This window comes from Sulfuritalea sp. (genome assembly GCF_031426875.1).
GTDB lineage: Bacteria > Pseudomonadota > Gammaproteobacteria > Burkholderiales > Rhodocyclaceae > Sulfuritalea.
In genome coordinates this window covers 1-17,035 of record NZ_JASJPC010000044.1, presented here as the reverse complement: position 1 = coordinate 17,035, position 17,035 = coordinate 1, and the positions used below count along the sequence as shown (strand labels likewise).

Below are 17,035 nucleotides of genomic sequence, written 5' to 3'. Positions count from 1 at the left end.
TCACAGCCTGACCTCGATGCCGCGGCTCTTCATGTATTCCTTGGCCTGGCGCACGGTGTATTCGCCATAATGAAAAATGCTCGCCGCCAGTACCGCATCGGCCTTGCCGATCGTGACCCCGTCGGCCAGATGCTGCAGCGTACCGACGCCGCCGCTGGCAATCACCGGAATGCCCACCGCCTCGGCGACCGCCCGGGTGAGCGGCAGGTCGAAGCCGGCTTTGGTGCCGTCGCGGTCCATGCTGGTCAGCAGAATTTCACCGGCACCCAGGCTCTCGACCTTGCATGCCCACTCGATGGCATCGAGCCCGGTGTTCTTGCGCCCGCCGTGGGTGAATACTTCCCAGCGGCCGGGCGAGGTCTGCTTGGCATCGACGGCAACGACGATGCACTGCGCACCGACCTTGGCCGAGGCATCGGCCACCAATTGTGGATTGTTCACCGCCGCAGTGTTCATGCTGACCTTGTCGGCACCGGCATTCAGCAGCCGGCGCACGTCCTCGACCTGGCGCACGCCGCCGCCCACCGTCAGCGGAATGAATACTTGCGAGGCGACCGCCTCGACAATGTGCAGAATGATGTCACGATCATCGGAACTGGCCGTGATGTCGAGAAAGGTCAGTTCGTCGGCACCCTGCTCGTCATAGCGGCGCGCGATCTCGACCGGATCGCCGGCATCGCGCAGTTCGCCGAAATTGACGCCCTTGACCACGCGGCCGGCGTTGACGTCGAGACAGGGAATGATGCGTTTGGCGAGCATTAACTTGAAATAACTCGTTCGGAGCGACCGGTGCTAGTCGAGCGAAGCGAGCCGATCAGTAGCCCCCCGTGAGGGGGCGAGGCGGGGTTTCGCACCGCACGCGGTGCGCCGCCGCAGCCGGCTGGCTGTGCAAAGCCAGCCGTGGGCCGCAAAGCGGTGGGGGGGCGGGCCTTCAATTCGCCTTTCGCGTGTTTCATCATCGGTGTGGCTCTCGCTGCCATGAGCGTTAGCGGCCTGACAGCTTGTCCGCTTCGGCTTGGGCTTTGCGGAAATCGAGCGTGCCTTCGTAGATCGCACGACCGGTGATGGCGCCGGAAATTCCTTCGCCCTGCACGGCACACAGTGCCTTGACGTCCTTCATGCTGGCGATGCCGCCGCTGGCAATCACCGGAATGCGCAGCGCCTGCGCCAGTTTCACCGTCGCCTCGATGTTCACGCCGGAGAGCATACCGTCGCGGCCGATGTCGGTATAGATCACGGCTTCGACGCCATAGTCCTCGAATTTCTTGGCCAGGTCGACGACGTCGTGGCCGGTCATTTTCGACCAGCCATCGACCGCGACCTTGCCGTCCCTGGCATCGAGGCCGACGATGATGTGGCCGGGAAAAGCGCCGCAGGCATCATGCAAAAAACCGGGATTCTTCACGGCAGCGGTGCCGATGATGACGTAGGTCAGGCCGTCGTCGAGGCAACGCTCGATGGTATCCAAATCGCGAATGCCCCCGCCCAGTTGCACGGGAATTTCGGTGCCGACTTCCTTCAGAATGGCCTTGATCGCCGGCTCATTCTTCGGCTTGCCGGCAAAGGCGCCATTCAGGTCGACCAGATGCAGGCGGCGCGCACCCTGTTCTATCCAGTGCCGGGCCATGGCCGCCGGCTCCTCGGAAAACACCGTGGCATCGTCCATCGCGCCCTGCTTCAGGCGGACGCAGTGACCATCCTTGAGATCAATCGCGGGTATCAGCAGCATAGGGAGGTATCGAAAAGAAGAGGTGCCTGGGAGGCGGTCAGATCAGGGATTCCAGCGCATGAAGTTGCCGAGCAGCCGCAACCCGGCCTGGGCGCTTTTTTCCGGGTGGAATTGAACAGCGAAGATGTTAGCGCGAGCAATCGCGCTGGTAAAGGGGATGCCATAGTGTGTCGAGCCGGCAATCACATCGGGATTCTGCGGCTCGACGTAATAGCTGTGCACGAAATAGAAGCGCGCATCATCCTCGATGCCGTCCCAGAGCGCGTGGGCCTCGGCCTGATGCACCTGGTTCCAGCCCATGTGCGGCACCTTGAGCCGCGTGCCGTCGGGCGCCACCATGGCGGCGAGGGGGAAGCGCGGTACGCGGCCCGGCAGGATTTCGAGGCCCATGACGTCGCCTTCCTCGGCATGGCCGAAGAGCATCTGCAGGCCGACGCAAATGCCGAGAAAAGGCTTTTCCGCGGCGGCCCGAATCACCGCCTCGCGCAGGCCGCGCGCCGACAGTTCGCGCATGCAGTCCGGCATTGCGCCCTGGCCGGGCACCACGACGCGGTCCGCCGCGGCGATCTCGCGCGCATCGGAACTGACGCGGACGTCGGCCTGCGGGGCAACGTGTTCGATGGCCTTGGCCACCGAACGCAGGTTACCCATGCCGTAATCGACTACAACGACCGTGCTCATGGAAGAATCAGAGCGAACCTTTGGTCGAAGGAATGGCGCCGGCGGCGCGCGGATCGACTTCCACCGCCATGCGCAAGGCGCGGGCAAAGGCCTTGAACACGGTCTCGGCTTGATGGTGGGAATTGTCGCCGCGCAGGGCGTCGATATGCACCGTGATCGCGGCGTGATTGACCAGGCCCTGGAAGAACTCGCGCACCAGATCGACATCGAATTCGCCGATCGTGGCGCGCGTGAAAGGCACGGTGAAGACCAGGCCCGGCCGGCCCGAAAGATCCACCACCACGCGCGACAGCGCTTCGTCGAGCGGCACATAGGCATGGCCGTAACGGCGCAGGCCCTTCTTGTCGCCCAGCGCCTTGGCGAGCGCCTGGCCGATGGTGATGCCGACATCCTCGATGGTGTGATGCGCATCGATGTGCAGATCGCCCGTCGCCTCGACCGTCAGATCGATCAGGCCGTGGCGCGCGATCTGGTCCAGCATGTGGTCGAAGAAACCGATGCCGGTGGCGAGTTTGGAAACGCCGGTGCCGTCGAGATCGAGGGCGACGCGGATCTTTGTTTCCAGGGTGTTGCGGGTGATTTCGGCTTGCCGCATGGCGGTGATGATCAGGCAAAGGGTCGAGGGCTGCATGATACCATCGGCCTAGCAGGCTGCGCGCCGCAGCCGAACCTCGATCACCACCACCGAACCTGCCATTCCGCCTAGCCATGAGCCGCTTCTGGAGCGATGTCGTCAAGGGGCTCAAGCCCTACGTGCCGGGCGAGCAACCCAAGCTCGCCAACCTGGTGAAACTCAACACCAACGAGAATCCCTACGGCCCCTCGCCGCGCGCGCTCGAAGCGATCCGCGCGGCCACCGGGGAATCGCTGAAGCTCTATCCCGATCCGAACGCCGAGCAACTCAAGCTCGCCATCGGCAAGTATCACGCCGTCGATTCAAGCAATGTCTTCGTCGGCAACGGCTCGGACGAAGTCCTGGCCCATGTCTTTCTCGCCTTGCTGAAGCAGGCGCAGCCGATCCTGTTTCCCGATATCAGCTACAGTTTTTATCCGGTGTATTGCGGGCTGTACCAGATGGACTTCGAAACCATCCCGCTGGCCAAGGATTTTTCGATCCGGGTCGACGACTACGCCAGGCCCCATGGTGAAAAATGCGGCGGCATCATTTTCCCCAATCCGAATGCGCCGACCGGCTGCCTGGTGCCCCTGGCTGAAATTGAACGCCTGTTGCAATCGAACCGGGATTCGGTGGTGGTGATCGACGAAGCCTATGTCGATTTCGGCGGCGAGAGCGCGATCCCGCTGACCGTCAGCTACCCGAACCTGCTGGTGGTGCAGACCCTGTCCAAGTCGCGTTCGCTGGCCGGATTGCGGGTCGGCTTCGCCGTTGGACACATCGATCTGATCGAGGCGCTGGAGCGGGTCAAGAACAGTTTCAACTCCTACCCGCTGGACCGCCTGGCGATCGCCGGCGCCGTGGCAGCCTTCGAAGATCGCGCATATTTTGAGCAGACTTGCCAGGCCGTCATCGCCACGCGCGAAAAACTCAGCGGTGAATTGAAGGCGTTCGGCTTCGAGGTGCTGCCATCGAAGGCCAACTTCATTTTCGTCCGCCATCCGCAGCACGACGCGCAAGAGTTGGCGCTGGCGCTACGGCAACGCAGCATCATCGTGCGCCACTTCAAGCTGCCGCGCATCGAACAGTTCCTGCGTATTACGGTCGGCACCGACGGGCAGTGCGCGGCGCTGACCGCCGCGCTGAAGGAAATCCTCGGCGCTTGATGCGCAGCTTCGCCGACTAAGGTTTTATGCGCAGCTCTGCCGCGCGGGCGTGGGCGGTGAGCCCTTCGCCATGGGCCAGGGTCGCGGCAATCGGCCCCAGGGTTTGCGCGCCGGCCTGCGATACCTCGATCAGGCTCGATCGCTTCTGGAAATCATAGACCCCGAGCGGTGAGGAAAAGCGCGCGCTGCGCGAGGTGGGCAAGACGTGGTTGGGGCCGGCGCAATAGTCGCCGAGCGACTCCGAGGTGTAATGGCCGACGAAGATCGCACCGGCGTGGCGAATCTGGTCCACCAGCGCCGAGGGATCGCTCACGGCAAGTTCCAGGTGTTCCGGCGCAATGCGGTTGGCCAACGTGCAGGCTTCATCGAGATCGGCGACCTGGATCAGCGCGCCACGGCCCTTGAGCGAGGCGGCAATCACCTCGCGGCGCGGCATGGTCGGCAACAGCCGGTCTATGCTGGCCGCCACGCGATCGATGAACCCGGCATCGGGACTCAGCAGGATAGACTGCGCCAGTTCGTCGTGTTCGGCCTGGGCGAACAAGTCGATCGCCACCCAGTCGGGGTTGGCCGAGCCATCGGCGATGATCAGCACTTCCGAGGGCCCGGCCACCATGTCGATGCCGACGGTACCGAAGACACGGCGCTTGGCCGCCGCGACATAGGCATTGCCGGGGCCGACGATCTTGTCCACTTGCGGAATGGTCTGCGTGCCGTAGGCCAGCGCCGCCACCGCTTGGGCGCCGCCCAGCGTGAAGACGCGATCGACGCCGGCAAGGCAGGCGGCAGCCAGCACCAGCGCATTCTTCTCGCCGCGCGGGGTGGGCACCACCATGATCAGCTCATTGACGCCTGCCACCTTGGCCGGCAGCGCATTCATCAGCACCGAACTCGGGTAGGCCGCCTTGCCGCCCGGCACATAGAGGCCGACGCGGTCCAGCGCGGTGATCTTCTGCCCGAGCCGTGTGCCGTCGGCTTCGGTGAAGCTCCACGATTCGAGCTTCTGCCGCTCGTGATAGGAAGTCACCCGCTGCGCCGCCGCTTCGAGCGCGGAACGCTGGGCCACCGGTAGCCGATCGAGCGCCTGGCGCAACTGGCTGCGGGGTAGTTCGAGTTCGGCCATGGTGGCGACATCGAGATGATCGAAGCGGCGCGTGTATTCGAGCACCGCGGCGTCGCCTTCGCTGCGCACGCGCTTGAGAATCTCAGCAACGGTCTGCTCGATGGCATCGTCGGTCGAATTATCGAAATGCAACAGCTCATCGAGCGTGGCGAGAAAGCCGGCATCCCGGGTAGACAAGCGGCGCATCATCGGATCGCCCCTTCGATCGCGGCGATGACCGGTTGCAGCAGGTCGCGCTTGACCTTGAGCGCCGCCTGGTTGACCACCAGGCGCGAGGAGATGCTCATGATCTGCTCGACCTCGACCAGATTGTTGGCCTTCAAGGTGCTGCCGCTGGAAACCAGATCGACGATCGCTTCGGCCAGACCCGCCAGCGGCGCCAGTTCCATCGAGCCGTAAAGCTTGATCAGATCGACATGCACGCCCTTGGCGGCGAAATGCTCGCGCGCCACGGCGATGTATTTGGTGGCAATGCGCAACCGCGCACCGCGGCGCACCGCGGCCGCGTAATCGAAGCCGGCCGGCGCCGCGACGCACATGCGGCATTTGGCGATGTTGAGATCCAGCGGCTGGTACAGCCCGACTCCGCCATGCTCCAGCAGCACGTCCTTGCCGGCGATGCCGAGGTCGGCCGCGCCGTACTGCACATAGGTCGGCACGTCCGAAGCGCGCACGATAACCACGCGCACGTCAGCGCGATTGGTGCCGATGATCAGCTTGCGCGACTTCTCGGGATCCTCGGCCGGCACGATGCCTGCCGCCGCCAGCAGAGGCAGGGTTTCCTCGAAGATGCGACCCTTGGACAGGGCGATGGTTATTCCGCTCATGCGGCTATTTTACCCGGCGAATGTTGGCGCCCAAAGCCGCCAGCTTTTGCTCCAGCCCTTCGTAGCCACGGTCGAGGTGATAAATGCGCTCGATCAGGGTTTCGCCCTGCGCCACCAGACCGGCGATGACCAGGCTGGCCGAGGCGCGCAGATCGGTGGCCATCACCGTCGCGCCATCGAGTTTGGGAACCCCCTTGACGAAGGCGGTATTGCCGTCGATCTTGATGTCGGCGCCGAGCCGGATCAGTTCCACGGCATGCATGAAGCGGTTCTCGAAAATCGTTTCGCGCATCACGGCCGTGCCGTCGGCCACCGCGTTGATGGCCATGAACTGGGCCTGCATGTCGGTCGGGAAAGCCGGATAGGGCGCGGTGCGGATGCTGACGGCGGTCAGCCGCCGCGGCGCCTTGAGGCGGATTGCATCGCGCTCGGCAATGATTTCGCAACCGGTGTCCATCAACTTGTCGATCACGGCATCGAGCGAGGTGGCCGAGGCGCCGGTCAGGCGTATCTCGCCACCCGTGGCGGCGGCCGCGCACAGATAGGTGCCGGTCTCGATGCGGTCGGGCATGATGCGATGCGTCGCCCCGTGCAAGGCATCGACACCCTGGATGCGGATCACGTCGCCGCCGGCGCCGGAAATCCGCGCCCCCATGGCGACCAGGCAATTCGCCAGGTCCACCACCTCGGGCTCGCGCGCCGCGTTCTCGATCACGGTCTCGCCCTCGGCCAGGCAGGCGGCCATCATCAGGTTCTCGGTGCCGGTCACGGTGACCATGTCGGTGAACAGCCGGGCGCCCTTCAGCCGGGTGGCGCGCGCATGGACATAGCCGTGTTCCACCGCAATCTCGGCGCCCATCGCGGTGAGGCCCTTGATGTGCTGATCCACCGGCCGCGCACCGATCGCGCAGCCGCCGGGCAGCGAAACCTTGGCCTCGCCCGTGCGCGCGACCAGAGGCCCCAGCACCAGGATCGAGGCACGCATGGTTTTCACCATTTCGTAGGGCGCGACGGCGTTGTCGAGGCCCGAAGCATCCAGCGTCACCGTATCGCCAGCGCCAACTCTTGCCGCTTCGCGCGCAACCTTGACGCCCATCTGCGCCAGCAGCTTCAACATCGTGCCGATATCGTTCAGGTGCGGCACGTTGGTGAAGGTCACCGCTTCCCTGGTCAGCAGCGCCGCGCACAGCAGCGGCAGGGCGGCATTCTTCGCGCCGGAAATGGCCACCTCTCCCGAGAGCGGAACGCCTCCCGCGATCAGCAGTTTATCCATTGGCTTTCCACTCTTCCGGGGTCAGGGTCTGCATCGACAGGGCGTGCAGTTCGCCGGAATCGAAACGCGCCTTCAAGATCGCGTTGATGCGCTGCTGGCGCTTGACGCGGTTCAAGCCGGCAAACTCGCCACTGACAATGACGGCAGCGAAATGATGGCCGTCGCCGTCGACGGAGAGATGCTCGCAGGGCAGGCCGGCGGCAATCCAGGTTTCGATTTGTTTGGGGTCTAGCATATGGTGCTCCTCAGGCGCGCAGCTTGTAGCCGCGCTTCAGCAGATTCAGGGTAAATACGGTCAGCACCGCCAGGCAGCTGCCGACCACGGCGAGGCTCAGCCACGGCGAAGCGTCGGAGACGCCGAAGAAGCCGTGGCGAAAGCCGTCGATCATGTAGAAAACCGGGTTCCAGTGCGACACCTGCTGCCAGAAAGGCGGCAGCGAGTGAACAGAGTAAAACACACCGGACAGAAAGGTGAGCGGCATGATCAGAAAGTTCTGGAAGGCGGCGAGCTGATCGAATTTATCGGCCCAGATGCCGGCGATCACGCCGAGGCTGCCGAGAATCGCGCCACCCATCAGGGCAAAGACCAGAATCCACCAGGGTTCGGCAAAGTCCAGCGGTGCGAACCAGAAGGTGGCCAGCAGGACCCCCGCCCCGACCACCAGGCCCCGCACCACGGAAGCCAGCACATAGGCCAGGTAGAACTCCAGATAGGAGATCGGCGGCAACAGGACGAAAACAATATTTCCCGTGACCTTGGACTGGATCAGCGACGACGAGGAGTTGGCGAAGGCATTCTGCAGCACCGACATCATGACCAGCCCGGGAATCAGGAAGGCGGTATAGATGACGCCATGCACCTGCACATGCCCCGCCAGCACATGGGAAAAAATCAGCAGATAGAGCAGCGCCGTGAGTACCGGCGCCCCGACGGTTTGCGAGGCTACTTTCCAGAAGCGCAGCACCTCCTTGTAGAACAGGGTCGAAAAGCCGTGGCCCATCTCAGCTCACCTGACTTTCGTGTTGCCCCTGCATGACGCGGACGAAGACTTCTTCGAGATCAGGCTTGCCGATTTCGAGGTCGTCTATCCTGCAGCCCGCCGCGCGTATCTTCGCCAGCATCGGCTCGACTTGATCGAAGGCGTCGAAGGGCAAGGACCACCAGCCGCCATTTTGTGCCGCGTCACGGGCGAGTTCGGCCGGTATCGCACCGTCCGTGCGCAGGCGCAGGCAGTGCGTGGAAAAGCGGCGCAACAGCTGCGCCGTGGTGTCGAGGGCGACGACGCGGCCGGCCTTCAGCATGGCGATGCGATTGCACAGGTTTTCGGCCTCCTCGAGATAATGCGTGGTCAGGACGATGGTATGGCCGGCCTCGTTCAACCGCCTGATGAATGCCCACAAGGTCTGCCGCAGTTCGACGTCGACGCCCGCCGTCGGCTCGTCCAGCACGATGACCGGCGGCCGATGCACTAGGGCCTGGGCAACCAGCACGCGCCGCTTCATGCCGCCGGACAGCATGCGCATATTGGCATTGGCCTTGGACGTCAGACCGAGGTTTTCGAGTATCTCGTCGATCCAGTTGTCGTTGTCGCGAATGCCAAAGTACCCGGACTGTATTTTCAGCGACTCCCGTACCGTAAAAAACGGATCGAAGACCAGTTCCTGAGGCACCACCCCCAGCAGGCGTCGAGCAGCACGATAGTCCAGTTGCACGTCGTGACCCATCACGTTCAGGCTGCCGCTATCGGCACGTACCAGCCCGGCCAGCGCCGAGATCAGCGTGGTCTTGCCCGCACCATTGGGGCCCAGCAGGCCAAAAAATTCTCCCCGCTGAACCTCAAGGTCGACGTGGTCAAGCGCCCGGACGCTGCCAAAGCACTTGGAGACCTGTGTGATGCGGATTGCGGCGGACATTACGCGAGACCAAGCCGAAGGCTAAGGTCAGAGCTCTCAGTGCTGCGGTAGAAGGTCGGCAACGTCGTAGACGGCAGCGAGACTCAGCAGGCTCTGGGGCGGATTCAGAAGGCACAAGGACTTTCCGGCGGCTTTGGCGGCACGCATCCAGGCAAACACAACCGCCAGGCAGGACGAATCCATTTCCGTGACCGCGGCGAGATCGAACACCGAAGCGTCGGATGCAATTGCCGCCTCGCCTTCGGCAAGCAATGCTGTGGCGCCCCGCAGGGTCATGGGACCCGACACTTCGACGCGATCACCGGAAATGCGGATCATGGCCTGCCGCCGGGCAGCCCCAAGGCAGGCCCTTCAGGAACCTGCGAGCGAAGCGAACCAAAGTCACCCCTTTGCTTGGAAAAGGGGAAGGGGGGAAAGTCGTTCATTTCTTTACGGACGTCGCCTCGCCCGACTTGTTCTTGGCCTGCAGGGACTTGATCAGGCCGTCGATGCCGGTCTTGCCTACTTCGGTGGCAAAGGATTCACGGTAATTGGTGACCAGGCTGACACCTCCGACTTCGATGTCGTAGACCTTCCAGCCGTTGCCTTGCCTTTCAAGGTAGTAATCGAGTTCGATGTTCTTGCCCGCACCCGCCTGCTTGATTTCCGTGCGCACGCGAACATCGGTCTCGCCGGGCTTGAGCGCGAAAGGCTTGTAGTTGATGGTCTGGTTCTTGTATTCGGTCAGGGCCTTGGAATAAGTCCGCACCATCAGCAGGCGGAACTCGTTGGTCAGAACCTGTTGCTGCGCCGAGTTCGCCTGGCGCCAGTTACGGGCCACGGCAAGTTGCGTCATGCGCGTGAAATTGAAGTGCGGCAGTACCTTGGCTTCCACCAGATCGATGGCTTTCCTGGTGTTGCCGGACTGGATGTCCTTGTCCTTGCGGACGATGTCGAGCACCTCTTCCGACACCGTCTTGATCAGGACATCGGGAGCGATATCCTGGGCCATTGCGGTCGCTGCGATCAGCACGCCGCTGAAGAATGCAAATAGGGATTTCATTGGAATTTCCTGTGATTATCTGGGACCGGGGCAGCAAGCCCTGCAGCGGCCACTATTTCGCTTCTGTCGTGTCCGTGCGCGCAGCCAACACCGCCGGCACCGGCTGCCCCGAGACAACCTCGGCCCGTGGCTCCGGAGTTCCCGCTTGCGCTGTCGGCGGAAGATCCGTTGGATCCGCGCTCGCCTCGCGCTCGCGCGGCGGGTTGCCATCATGGATCAGGTTGCGGCGACGCTGCAGATAGGCATCGCGTATGTAGGAATACTTGTCCAGCGCCGCTTCCTCGACGACCTTGTCGGCCGGCAGCAGGTTGGCCCGATCATTAACCAGACGCAGAACCAGTGCCAGATCGCGGACTCGTGCCGGTTCGTGATTCGCCACCGGATCGGCCGCCACGTCGAGCACCAGACCCACGGTGTCACGCGCGGTGCGCGGTCCGAATACCGGAATCACCACATAGGCGCCATTGCCAACGCCCCAGCGGCCGAAAGTCTGACCGAAGTCCTCGTCGTGTTTTTCCAGACCCGCATCGGACGCAAAATCGATCACCCCAAGCAAGCCGATCGTGGTGTTGATCACGACCCGGCCCAGATCGCTGACCGCTTCCGGCACCTTGCCCTGCAGCAGGTTATTCACACCGATGAAGACGTCTTCGATATTGCTGAAAAAATTGGTGACGCCCGTCCGCACCGGAGAGGGCAACACGGCCTCGTAACCCGTAGCGACCGGTTTGATGATGGCCGAATCGAGCCCTTCGTTGAAGGCGAACATGGCGCGATTGAAGCCCTCGATCGGATCCTTCGGATTTCCCGAACTCGCGCAGCCGGACAACAGGCTGGCTGCGACAAGGGCCACGGCAACGGATTTGATGCCGACAGGCTGCGTTGTTTTCATTTTTTCAGTCACCTGTGTACTACTTGTTGTTGCCGCCGTCCTCGGCAGCCTTGTTGAACATGAACTGGCTGATCAGTTTCTCCAGTACCACGGCCGACTGGGTCTTCTTGATCGTGTCGCCCGCCTTCAGCATCGCCGTATCGCCGCCCACTTCGAATCCGATGTACTGCTCGCCCAGCAAACCCGAAGTGTTGATCGTCGCGAAGGTATCGCGCGGAAACTTGTAGCGGGCGTCCACATTGATCGTCACCACCGCAAGATAAGCCTCGGGATCAAAGCGAATCTCCGTTACGCGCCCCACCACGACGCCTGCGCTCTTCACCGCGCCGCGTACCTTCAGACCACCGATGTTATCAAATTTGGCATGGATTGCATAAGTATCGCCACTATTGGACGATGCCATATTGCCCACCTTCAGGGCAAGGAACAGCAATGCCCCTAATCCGACGGCGACGAAAAATCCGACCCAAAGGTCAAGTGTAGTACGGCTCATGTCATGTCCCTGTAAACATGAAGGCGGTGAGAATGAAGTCGGCGGCCAGAATGGCCAGCGAGGATGTTACAACGGTCCGCGTGGTCGCCCCGGACACGCCTTCGGCGGTTGGCTCGGCATCGTAGCCCTCGAATACGGCGACCCAGCTGACGATGATGCCGAAGACAAAGCTCTTGATCACGCCATTAAGGATATCCTCACGGAAATCCACGGATGCCTGCATTTGCGACCAGAACGAGCCTTCGTCGACGCCGATCAGTTGCACGCCGACCAGATAGCCACCAAAGATGCCCATTGCGGAAAACAATGCAGCCAGTAGTGGCATCGAAATGACGCCGCCCCAGAAACGCGGCGCGACGACGCGGGCGATCGGGTCGACCGCCATCATCTCCATGGCGGACAGCTGCTCGGTGGCCTTCATCATGCCGATTTCGGCCGTGATTGCCGAGCCGGCGCGACTGGCAAACAGCAGCGCCGCCACGACGGGCCCCAATTCGCGCACCAGCGACAACGACACCAGAACGCCGAGCGCCTCGGTCGAACCGTAGCGCTGGAGAGTGTCATAGCCCTGCAAGCCGAGCACCATGCCGACGAACAGGCCTGAGACCAGGATGATGATCAGGCTCAACACGCCGGTGAAATAGATTTCCCGGATCGTCAGGTGCAGGCGCCGCAGCGCGGTGCCCGAATGCAGCAGAATGGCCAGAAAGAAACGGCTGGCATAGCCGAGTCGCCAGATGCGCGACGTCACCCGCTGGCCCAGTCCGCGCAACACCCGCGCAATTCCGTTAGCCACGGCGCACCGCGCTTTCCAACAGTTCTTCGCCATACGGCCGGGCGGGGTACTGGAAAGGTACCGGACCGTCGGCCTCGCCCCAGACAAACTGATGCACATAGGGAACCGTCGAGTGCTTCATCTCCTCGGCGGTACCTTCGGCAACGATCTTTCCTGCGGAAACAAAATAAACGTAGTCGACAATCTTCAAGGACTCCTGCACGTCATGCGTCACGACGATGGAACTGGCACCCAGGGCATCGTTCAGTTTGCGGATCAATTCGCCGACGATAGACAGCGAAATCGGATCGAGGCCGGCGAAGGGCTCGTCGTACATGATCAGCATCGGATCCAGCGCTATCGCCCGCGCCAAGGCTACCCGGCGCGCCATGCCGCCGGACAGTTCGGCCGGCATCAGGCTGTGGGCACCGCGCAATCCCACCGCATGCAGCTTCATCAATACCAGATCACGGATCAGCGCTTCCGGTAAATCGGTGTGCTCACGCATCTGGAAGGCAATGTTGTCGTAAACCGACATGTCGGTAAACAGGGCGCCGAACTGGAACAGCATCCCCATGCGCCGACGCAGACCGTACAAACCTGCAGCGTCGAGTTCGTGCACCACCTGCCCGCCGACTTTCACGGTGCCGGATGTCGGCTTCAACTGGCCGCCGATCAGACGCAGCGTCGTGGTTTTGCCGCAGCCCGAACTTCCCATGACAGCGACCACCTTGCCGCGCGGAATCGTCATGTTGATTCCGGTGAGTACCGGCCGTTCGTCGTACGTGAAGTTCAGATCGCGGATCTCGACTAGGGATTCCTGGGACATATTGACACCGGGAACCCCGGTCATTTTCACAGCCGGCGATTCTAGCAGAATTGATTGATCCCTCAATCGACCGCAGCCGGCGAAGAGCGGGGTAAACCCTGTCCAGAACCGAAATTGGCCAACCCTGGTTTCCGCTATGATATTGAAATCAAATCGACCCTGTTCCCCTCTTGACTGCGTCCAACGGCAAAACCGAGCTGCTGATTGTCGACGATGATCCGTTGATCGCCGACGCACTGGGCTATTTCCTGGGCCGCGACTACCTGGTAAGTACCGCCTCGACGCGCGCGGAAGCGGTCGCTTTGTTGCGCTCCCGGAAAAATCCCCCGGCCCTGGCATTGATCGATCTCGGTCTGCCGCCGACGCCGCATCAGCCGGATGAAGGTTTTGCCCTGATTGCGGACATCCTGGCACACGCACCGGACACTCGCATCGTGGTCCTTTCCGGCCAGAGCGATGAGCTCAACGCGCGCCACGCGCGCGCGCTGGGCGCGACTGAATTTGTGGGCAAGCCGGCCGATCCGGAATACCTGCGCAAACTCATACACCGGGTGTTGTCATTTAGAGACACATCGACGGAGGTGGATGACGGTCTGGTCGGTGAAAGTGCACCGCTGCAAAAATTGCGCGCCCAACTCAGGCAGTTCGCGCACTCGCCATTTCCGGTCCTGATCGAAGGCGAATCGGGCAGCGGCAAGGAATTGGCCGCCGCGGCATTGCACCGGCTGTCCGAGCGTGCCTCAAAGCCCTATCTGGCGCTCAACTGCGCCGCGATTTCGCCAAATCTGGTCGAGGCGACCCTGTTCGGTCACAGCAAAGGGGCATTTACCGGTGCCAACGGCCCGCGCGCGGGCTATTTCGAGGACGCATCCGACGGCACGCTGTTTCTCGATGAAATCGGTGAATTGCCCCTCGATCTGCAGCCGAAACTCCTGCGTGTGCTCGAAAACGGCGAGTTCCAGCGCATTGGCGAGACCGCGGCACGACATTCATCGGCGCGTATCGTCACCGCTACCAATCGCGACCTCAAGAAGGAAGTCCGCGAGGGGCGCTTCCGCGCCGACCTCTACCACCGGCTTTCGGTGTTCACGGTGGCCATCCCGCCGCTGCGCGATCTCGGCGACGACGCCGTGCGCCTGCTGGAACATTTTCGTGCCATCTACACGGCACAGGCGGATTTGCCGCCGTTCCGGCTTACCGAAGCGGCGAAGAAGCGTTTATTGATTTACCCCTTCCCCGGCAACGTCCGCGAACTGCGCAACATCGCGATTCGCCTGACGACCAAATGTGCCGGCAAGCAGGTCGATGTCAGCGACCTCGAAGCCGAACTCGATCTGGGCAATCAATCGCCGGCCGCCGGCGTACCACCGGCGCCGACTCCGGCAAGCCTGGCGGAACTGGTGTCGATTGCCCTCAATGACATTCAAAGCCGTCACGACTTCAATCTCGATGCGACGCTCCATCTCTGGGAGCAGGCTTACATAGAAGCCGCGCAGCAGCTCGCCCATGACAACATGAGCCAGGCAGCCCGACTGCTCGGCGTAAACCGCACCACACTCTACAATCGCATCGACACGCTGGCCCGCGAAAACGAAGGTTCAGTGAAGGCTAACGCCGGCCTCATCGGCGTTAAACGCAGTGGCCATAACTAAAATGCAACGAAGCGAAATTTCAGTGAGGGCTAACGCCGGCCTTAACGACGTTAAACGCAGTGGCCGCAACTAATGCGCGCCACTTCGCAATAAACCAAGGGATCGCCTGACCGACACGATGTATCTCGACCATTTCGGACTTAACGAACCGCCCTTCCGCATTACGCCCCATACCGACTTCTTTTTCGACGGGGCCAATCGCGGTGCGACGCTGGATGCGCTGATCTACGCCATCACCCACGACGAAGGCATCGTCAAGGTCAGTGGCGAAGTCGGCAGCGGCAAGACCATGCTATGCCGCGTGTTGATGGAACGCCTGCCGGAAAACGTCACCATCATCTATCTGGCGAATCCGTCCCTCTCGCGCGACGACATTCTCTACGCCATCGCCGACGAACTGCGTCTTGAAGTACCCGACAACGCCCGCTCGTCGGTGGTCATGCGCGCCTTGCAGGATCACCTGATTCAATCCTTTGGCGAAGGACGGCAGGTAGTGGTGCTGATCGACGAAGCCCACGCCATGCCGGTGGAAACCCTCGAGGAAATCCGCCTGCTCTCGAATCTCGAGACGAACCGCAGCAAACTGCTGCAACTGGTGCTGTTCGGCCAGCCCGAACTGAATGACGTACTGGCCCGTTCGGACATGCGCCAGTTGAAGGAGCGCATCACCCACAACTTCGGCCTGGAACCGCTGGTGCGTGACGACATCACCCACTACCTGGATTTCCGCATGCGCGCCGCAGGTTATCGTGGGCCCAGCGTATTCTCGCCGACGGCGCTGAAATTGATTACCCAGAGCTCGCTCGGGCTCACCCGCCGCATCAACATTCTCGCCGACAAGGCCTTGCTCGCGGCCTTCTCCTCGGGAAGCCACCAGATAGGGTCGAAAGAAGTCCACGCCGCCATCCGCGACTGCGAGTTCAGCGATGCGACCTATGGCGGCAGGATGGCGCGTAAAACCAGCACCACTGCGATCGCTGCCGTGCTGATCATTGCTGCTCTGGCAAGCGTCCTCTGGCTGGCGCCAATGCGCAACGACGATGCTCCGCAAACTTCGATCGCCGCCCCCGCGCCCATCCTCGGCAGTCCAATCGCTGTCGCCAGCCAGCCAGCCGAACCGGTCGCAGTCCAGCCGGCCGCAGCCACTGTGCCGACAGGCTCGCCGCCGGTGGCAGCGGCCGCAGCCACCGTGTCACCCGAACCAGCTGTTGCAGCCAGCGCGCCTCCTGCAGCAGCCTCCCCGGCAGTCGCCGCGTCACCCGCGCCGCCTGCTGCACTCAGCGCGCCTCCGGTTGCCGCCGAGACGCCGCCGCCACAGCCGCTGCCACCAGGCATCGGACCACTGACCCGTGACCGGCTCGAAGCGGGACGCAACTGGCTGCAACAGCAGCCGGACAATCGCTGGTTCATTCAGATTTTTGACACTGCCGCCAGCCAGCATGGCGACGTCGAAACCCTATTGCGCCGGCTCTCACCCGACAGCGCCGAAATGAGTAATATCCATGTCTATTACTCCGACCTCAGCGGCGCGCCGCGCTATGGAGTCACCTACGGAGACTATTCAACTTGGACAGCAGCGGTCGCCGCGATGCGCGGCCTACCCAAACTCCTGCGGGCCGGCAAGCCCTACCCGCGGCAGGTCGTACGTTTGCGCTAGGGCGCTGGGCGATGGCAAGAACTGATGGGGGCAGACCAATTAAATCATTGGGTTGCGTCGCAAATATAACGTGTTATGCTAAGTCGCAGTTACATTGACATATCTGATCGGGGATTCGTTTGCGTCCACTCGTGATTCCGCCGTTCCCTGTTGCGCTGGCCGCCGGTCTGATGCTTTCGGCATGCAGCAGCATTCAGCCGCAGCCGCCGTCCCCCGGACACATAGGCGCTGAAGCCCAGGTATCGCCAAATCCCGACATTCCGCTGCCGGTGGGTTCGACCGTCATGCTCGCCCGTCCCAAGGCGGCCGCAAAGGCCGATTATGTAGATGCCTTGATTATGTTGAGCTTTCAGCGACGTGGCTTGC

20 protein-coding genes are annotated in these 17,035 nt (G+C 62.3%); 4 read left to right on the top strand and 16 right to left on the bottom strand.

The annotated features are described in order from the left end of the window. The 4 genes from hisF to hisB all read right to left on the bottom strand — a co-directional run bounded on the left by hisF (position 1) and on the right by hisB (position 3,005). Positions 1–759 (bottom strand): imidazole glycerol phosphate synthase subunit HisF, encoded by a 759-nt coding sequence (hisF, locus tag RMO95_RS18060; protein WP_310452053.1) that lies wholly within the window; start codon positions 757–759, stop codon positions 1–3. Between the two features lie 226 nt (positions 760–985). Further along, positions 986–1,729 (bottom strand): 1-(5-phosphoribosyl)-5-[(5-phosphoribosylamino)methylideneamino]imidazole-4-carboxamide isomerase, encoded by a 744-nt coding sequence (gene hisA, locus RMO95_RS18055; RefSeq protein WP_310452052.1) that lies wholly within the window; start codon positions 1,727–1,729, stop codon positions 986–988. A gap of 42 nt (positions 1,730–1,771) precedes the next feature. Next, complete coding sequence (gene hisH / locus RMO95_RS18050) at positions 1,772–2,410, bottom strand: imidazole glycerol phosphate synthase subunit HisH (RefSeq protein WP_310452051.1); 639 nt, start codon at positions 2,408–2,410, stop codon at positions 1,772–1,774. Between the two features lie 7 nt (positions 2,411–2,417). Beyond that, the gene (hisB, locus tag RMO95_RS18045) at positions 2,418–3,005 is read right to left on the bottom strand and encodes an imidazoleglycerol-phosphate dehydratase HisB (protein ID WP_310452093.1); all 588 of its coding nucleotides are present in this window, start codon (positions 3,003–3,005) and stop codon (positions 2,418–2,420) included. A 113-nt stretch (positions 3,006–3,118) separates the two neighbouring features. Between hisB and hisC the strand changes: the two genes are divergently transcribed. After that, positions 3,119–4,192 carry a histidinol-phosphate transaminase gene (gene hisC / locus RMO95_RS18040; protein WP_310452050.1) on the top strand — a complete coding sequence of 358 codons (1,074 nt, stop codon included), beginning with the start codon at positions 3,119–3,121 and terminating at the stop codon, positions 4,190–4,192. A gap of 16 nt (positions 4,193–4,208) precedes the next feature. Here the strand turns inward: hisC and hisD are convergent, their stop codons facing one another. From hisD to RMO95_RS17980, 12 genes are all read right to left on the bottom strand, one after another. Then, entirely contained in the window at positions 4,209–5,504 is a 1,296-nt protein-coding gene (gene hisD / locus RMO95_RS18035) for a histidinol dehydrogenase (RefSeq protein ID WP_310452049.1), read from the bottom strand. Further along, positions 5,501–6,142 carry an ATP phosphoribosyltransferase gene (gene hisG / locus RMO95_RS18030; protein WP_310452048.1) on the bottom strand — a complete coding sequence of 214 codons (642 nt, stop codon included), beginning with the start codon at positions 6,140–6,142 and terminating at the stop codon, positions 5,501–5,503. Before hisG ends, hisD begins: the two co-directional genes overlap by 4 nt. A 4-nt stretch (positions 6,143–6,146) precedes the next feature. Beyond that, positions 6,147–7,415, bottom strand: coding sequence for a UDP-N-acetylglucosamine 1-carboxyvinyltransferase (murA, locus tag RMO95_RS18025; protein WP_310452047.1), 1,269 nt, complete (start codon positions 7,413–7,415; stop codon positions 6,147–6,149). After that, positions 7,408–7,650 (bottom strand): BolA family protein, encoded by a 243-nt coding sequence (locus RMO95_RS18020; RefSeq protein ID WP_310452046.1) that lies wholly within the window; start codon positions 7,648–7,650, stop codon positions 7,408–7,410. The genes murA and RMO95_RS18020 overlap by 8 nt, the downstream gene beginning before the upstream one ends. 10 nt (positions 7,651–7,660) lie before the next feature. Beyond that, positions 7,661–8,416: an ABC transporter permease gene (locus tag RMO95_RS18015; protein ID WP_310452045.1), complete on the bottom strand. Its 756-nt coding sequence runs from the start codon at positions 8,414–8,416 to the stop codon at positions 7,661–7,663. A gap of 1 nt (position 8,417) precedes the next feature. Further along, the gene (locus RMO95_RS18010) at positions 8,418–9,329 is read right to left on the bottom strand and encodes an ABC transporter ATP-binding protein (RefSeq protein ID WP_310452044.1); all 912 of its coding nucleotides are present in this window, start codon (positions 9,327–9,329) and stop codon (positions 8,418–8,420) included. A 36-nt stretch (positions 9,330–9,365) separates the two neighbouring features. Then, the gene (locus RMO95_RS18005; protein ID WP_310452043.1) at positions 9,366–9,647 is read right to left on the bottom strand and encodes an STAS domain-containing protein; all 282 of its coding nucleotides are present in this window, start codon (positions 9,645–9,647) and stop codon (positions 9,366–9,368) included. Between the two features lie 103 nt (positions 9,648–9,750). Then, the gene (locus tag RMO95_RS18000; protein ID WP_310452042.1) at positions 9,751–10,371 is read right to left on the bottom strand and encodes an ABC transporter substrate-binding protein; all 621 of its coding nucleotides are present in this window, start codon (positions 10,369–10,371) and stop codon (positions 9,751–9,753) included. Positions 10,372–10,423: 52 nt separating this feature from the next. Continuing rightward, complete coding sequence (locus RMO95_RS17995; RefSeq protein ID WP_310452041.1) at positions 10,424–11,263, bottom strand: VacJ family lipoprotein; 840 nt, start codon at positions 11,261–11,263, stop codon at positions 10,424–10,426. 19 nt (positions 11,264–11,282) lie between these two features. Then, entirely contained in the window at positions 11,283–11,756 is a 474-nt protein-coding gene (gene mlaD / locus RMO95_RS17990; protein ID WP_310452040.1) for an outer membrane lipid asymmetry maintenance protein MlaD, read from the bottom strand. Position 11,757: 1 nt separating this feature from the next. Continuing rightward, the gene (gene mlaE / locus RMO95_RS17985) at positions 11,758–12,552 is read right to left on the bottom strand and encodes a lipid asymmetry maintenance ABC transporter permease subunit MlaE (RefSeq protein WP_310452039.1); all 795 of its coding nucleotides are present in this window, start codon (positions 12,550–12,552) and stop codon (positions 11,758–11,760) included. Next, a complete protein-coding gene (locus RMO95_RS17980; protein ID WP_310452038.1) occupies positions 12,545–13,360 on the bottom strand; it encodes an ABC transporter ATP-binding protein in 816 nt (271 codons plus the stop codon). Before RMO95_RS17980 ends, mlaE begins: the two co-directional genes overlap by 8 nt. A gap of 170 nt (positions 13,361–13,530) precedes the next feature. Between RMO95_RS17980 and RMO95_RS17975 the strand changes: the two genes are divergently transcribed. From RMO95_RS17975 to RMO95_RS17965, 3 genes are all read left to right on the top strand, one after another. Further along, complete coding sequence (locus tag RMO95_RS17975) at positions 13,531–15,012, top strand: sigma-54 dependent transcriptional regulator (protein WP_310452037.1); 1,482 nt, start codon at positions 13,531–13,533, stop codon at positions 15,010–15,012. Positions 15,013–15,130: 118 nt separating this feature from the next. Beyond that, entirely contained in the window at positions 15,131–16,669 is a 1,539-nt protein-coding gene (locus tag RMO95_RS17970) for an ExeA family protein (RefSeq protein ID WP_310452036.1), read from the top strand. A gap of 131 nt (positions 16,670–16,800) precedes the next feature. After that, on the top strand, positions 16,801–17,035 hold a 235-nt coding region (locus tag RMO95_RS17965), incomplete at its 3' end, for a hypothetical protein (protein WP_310452035.1).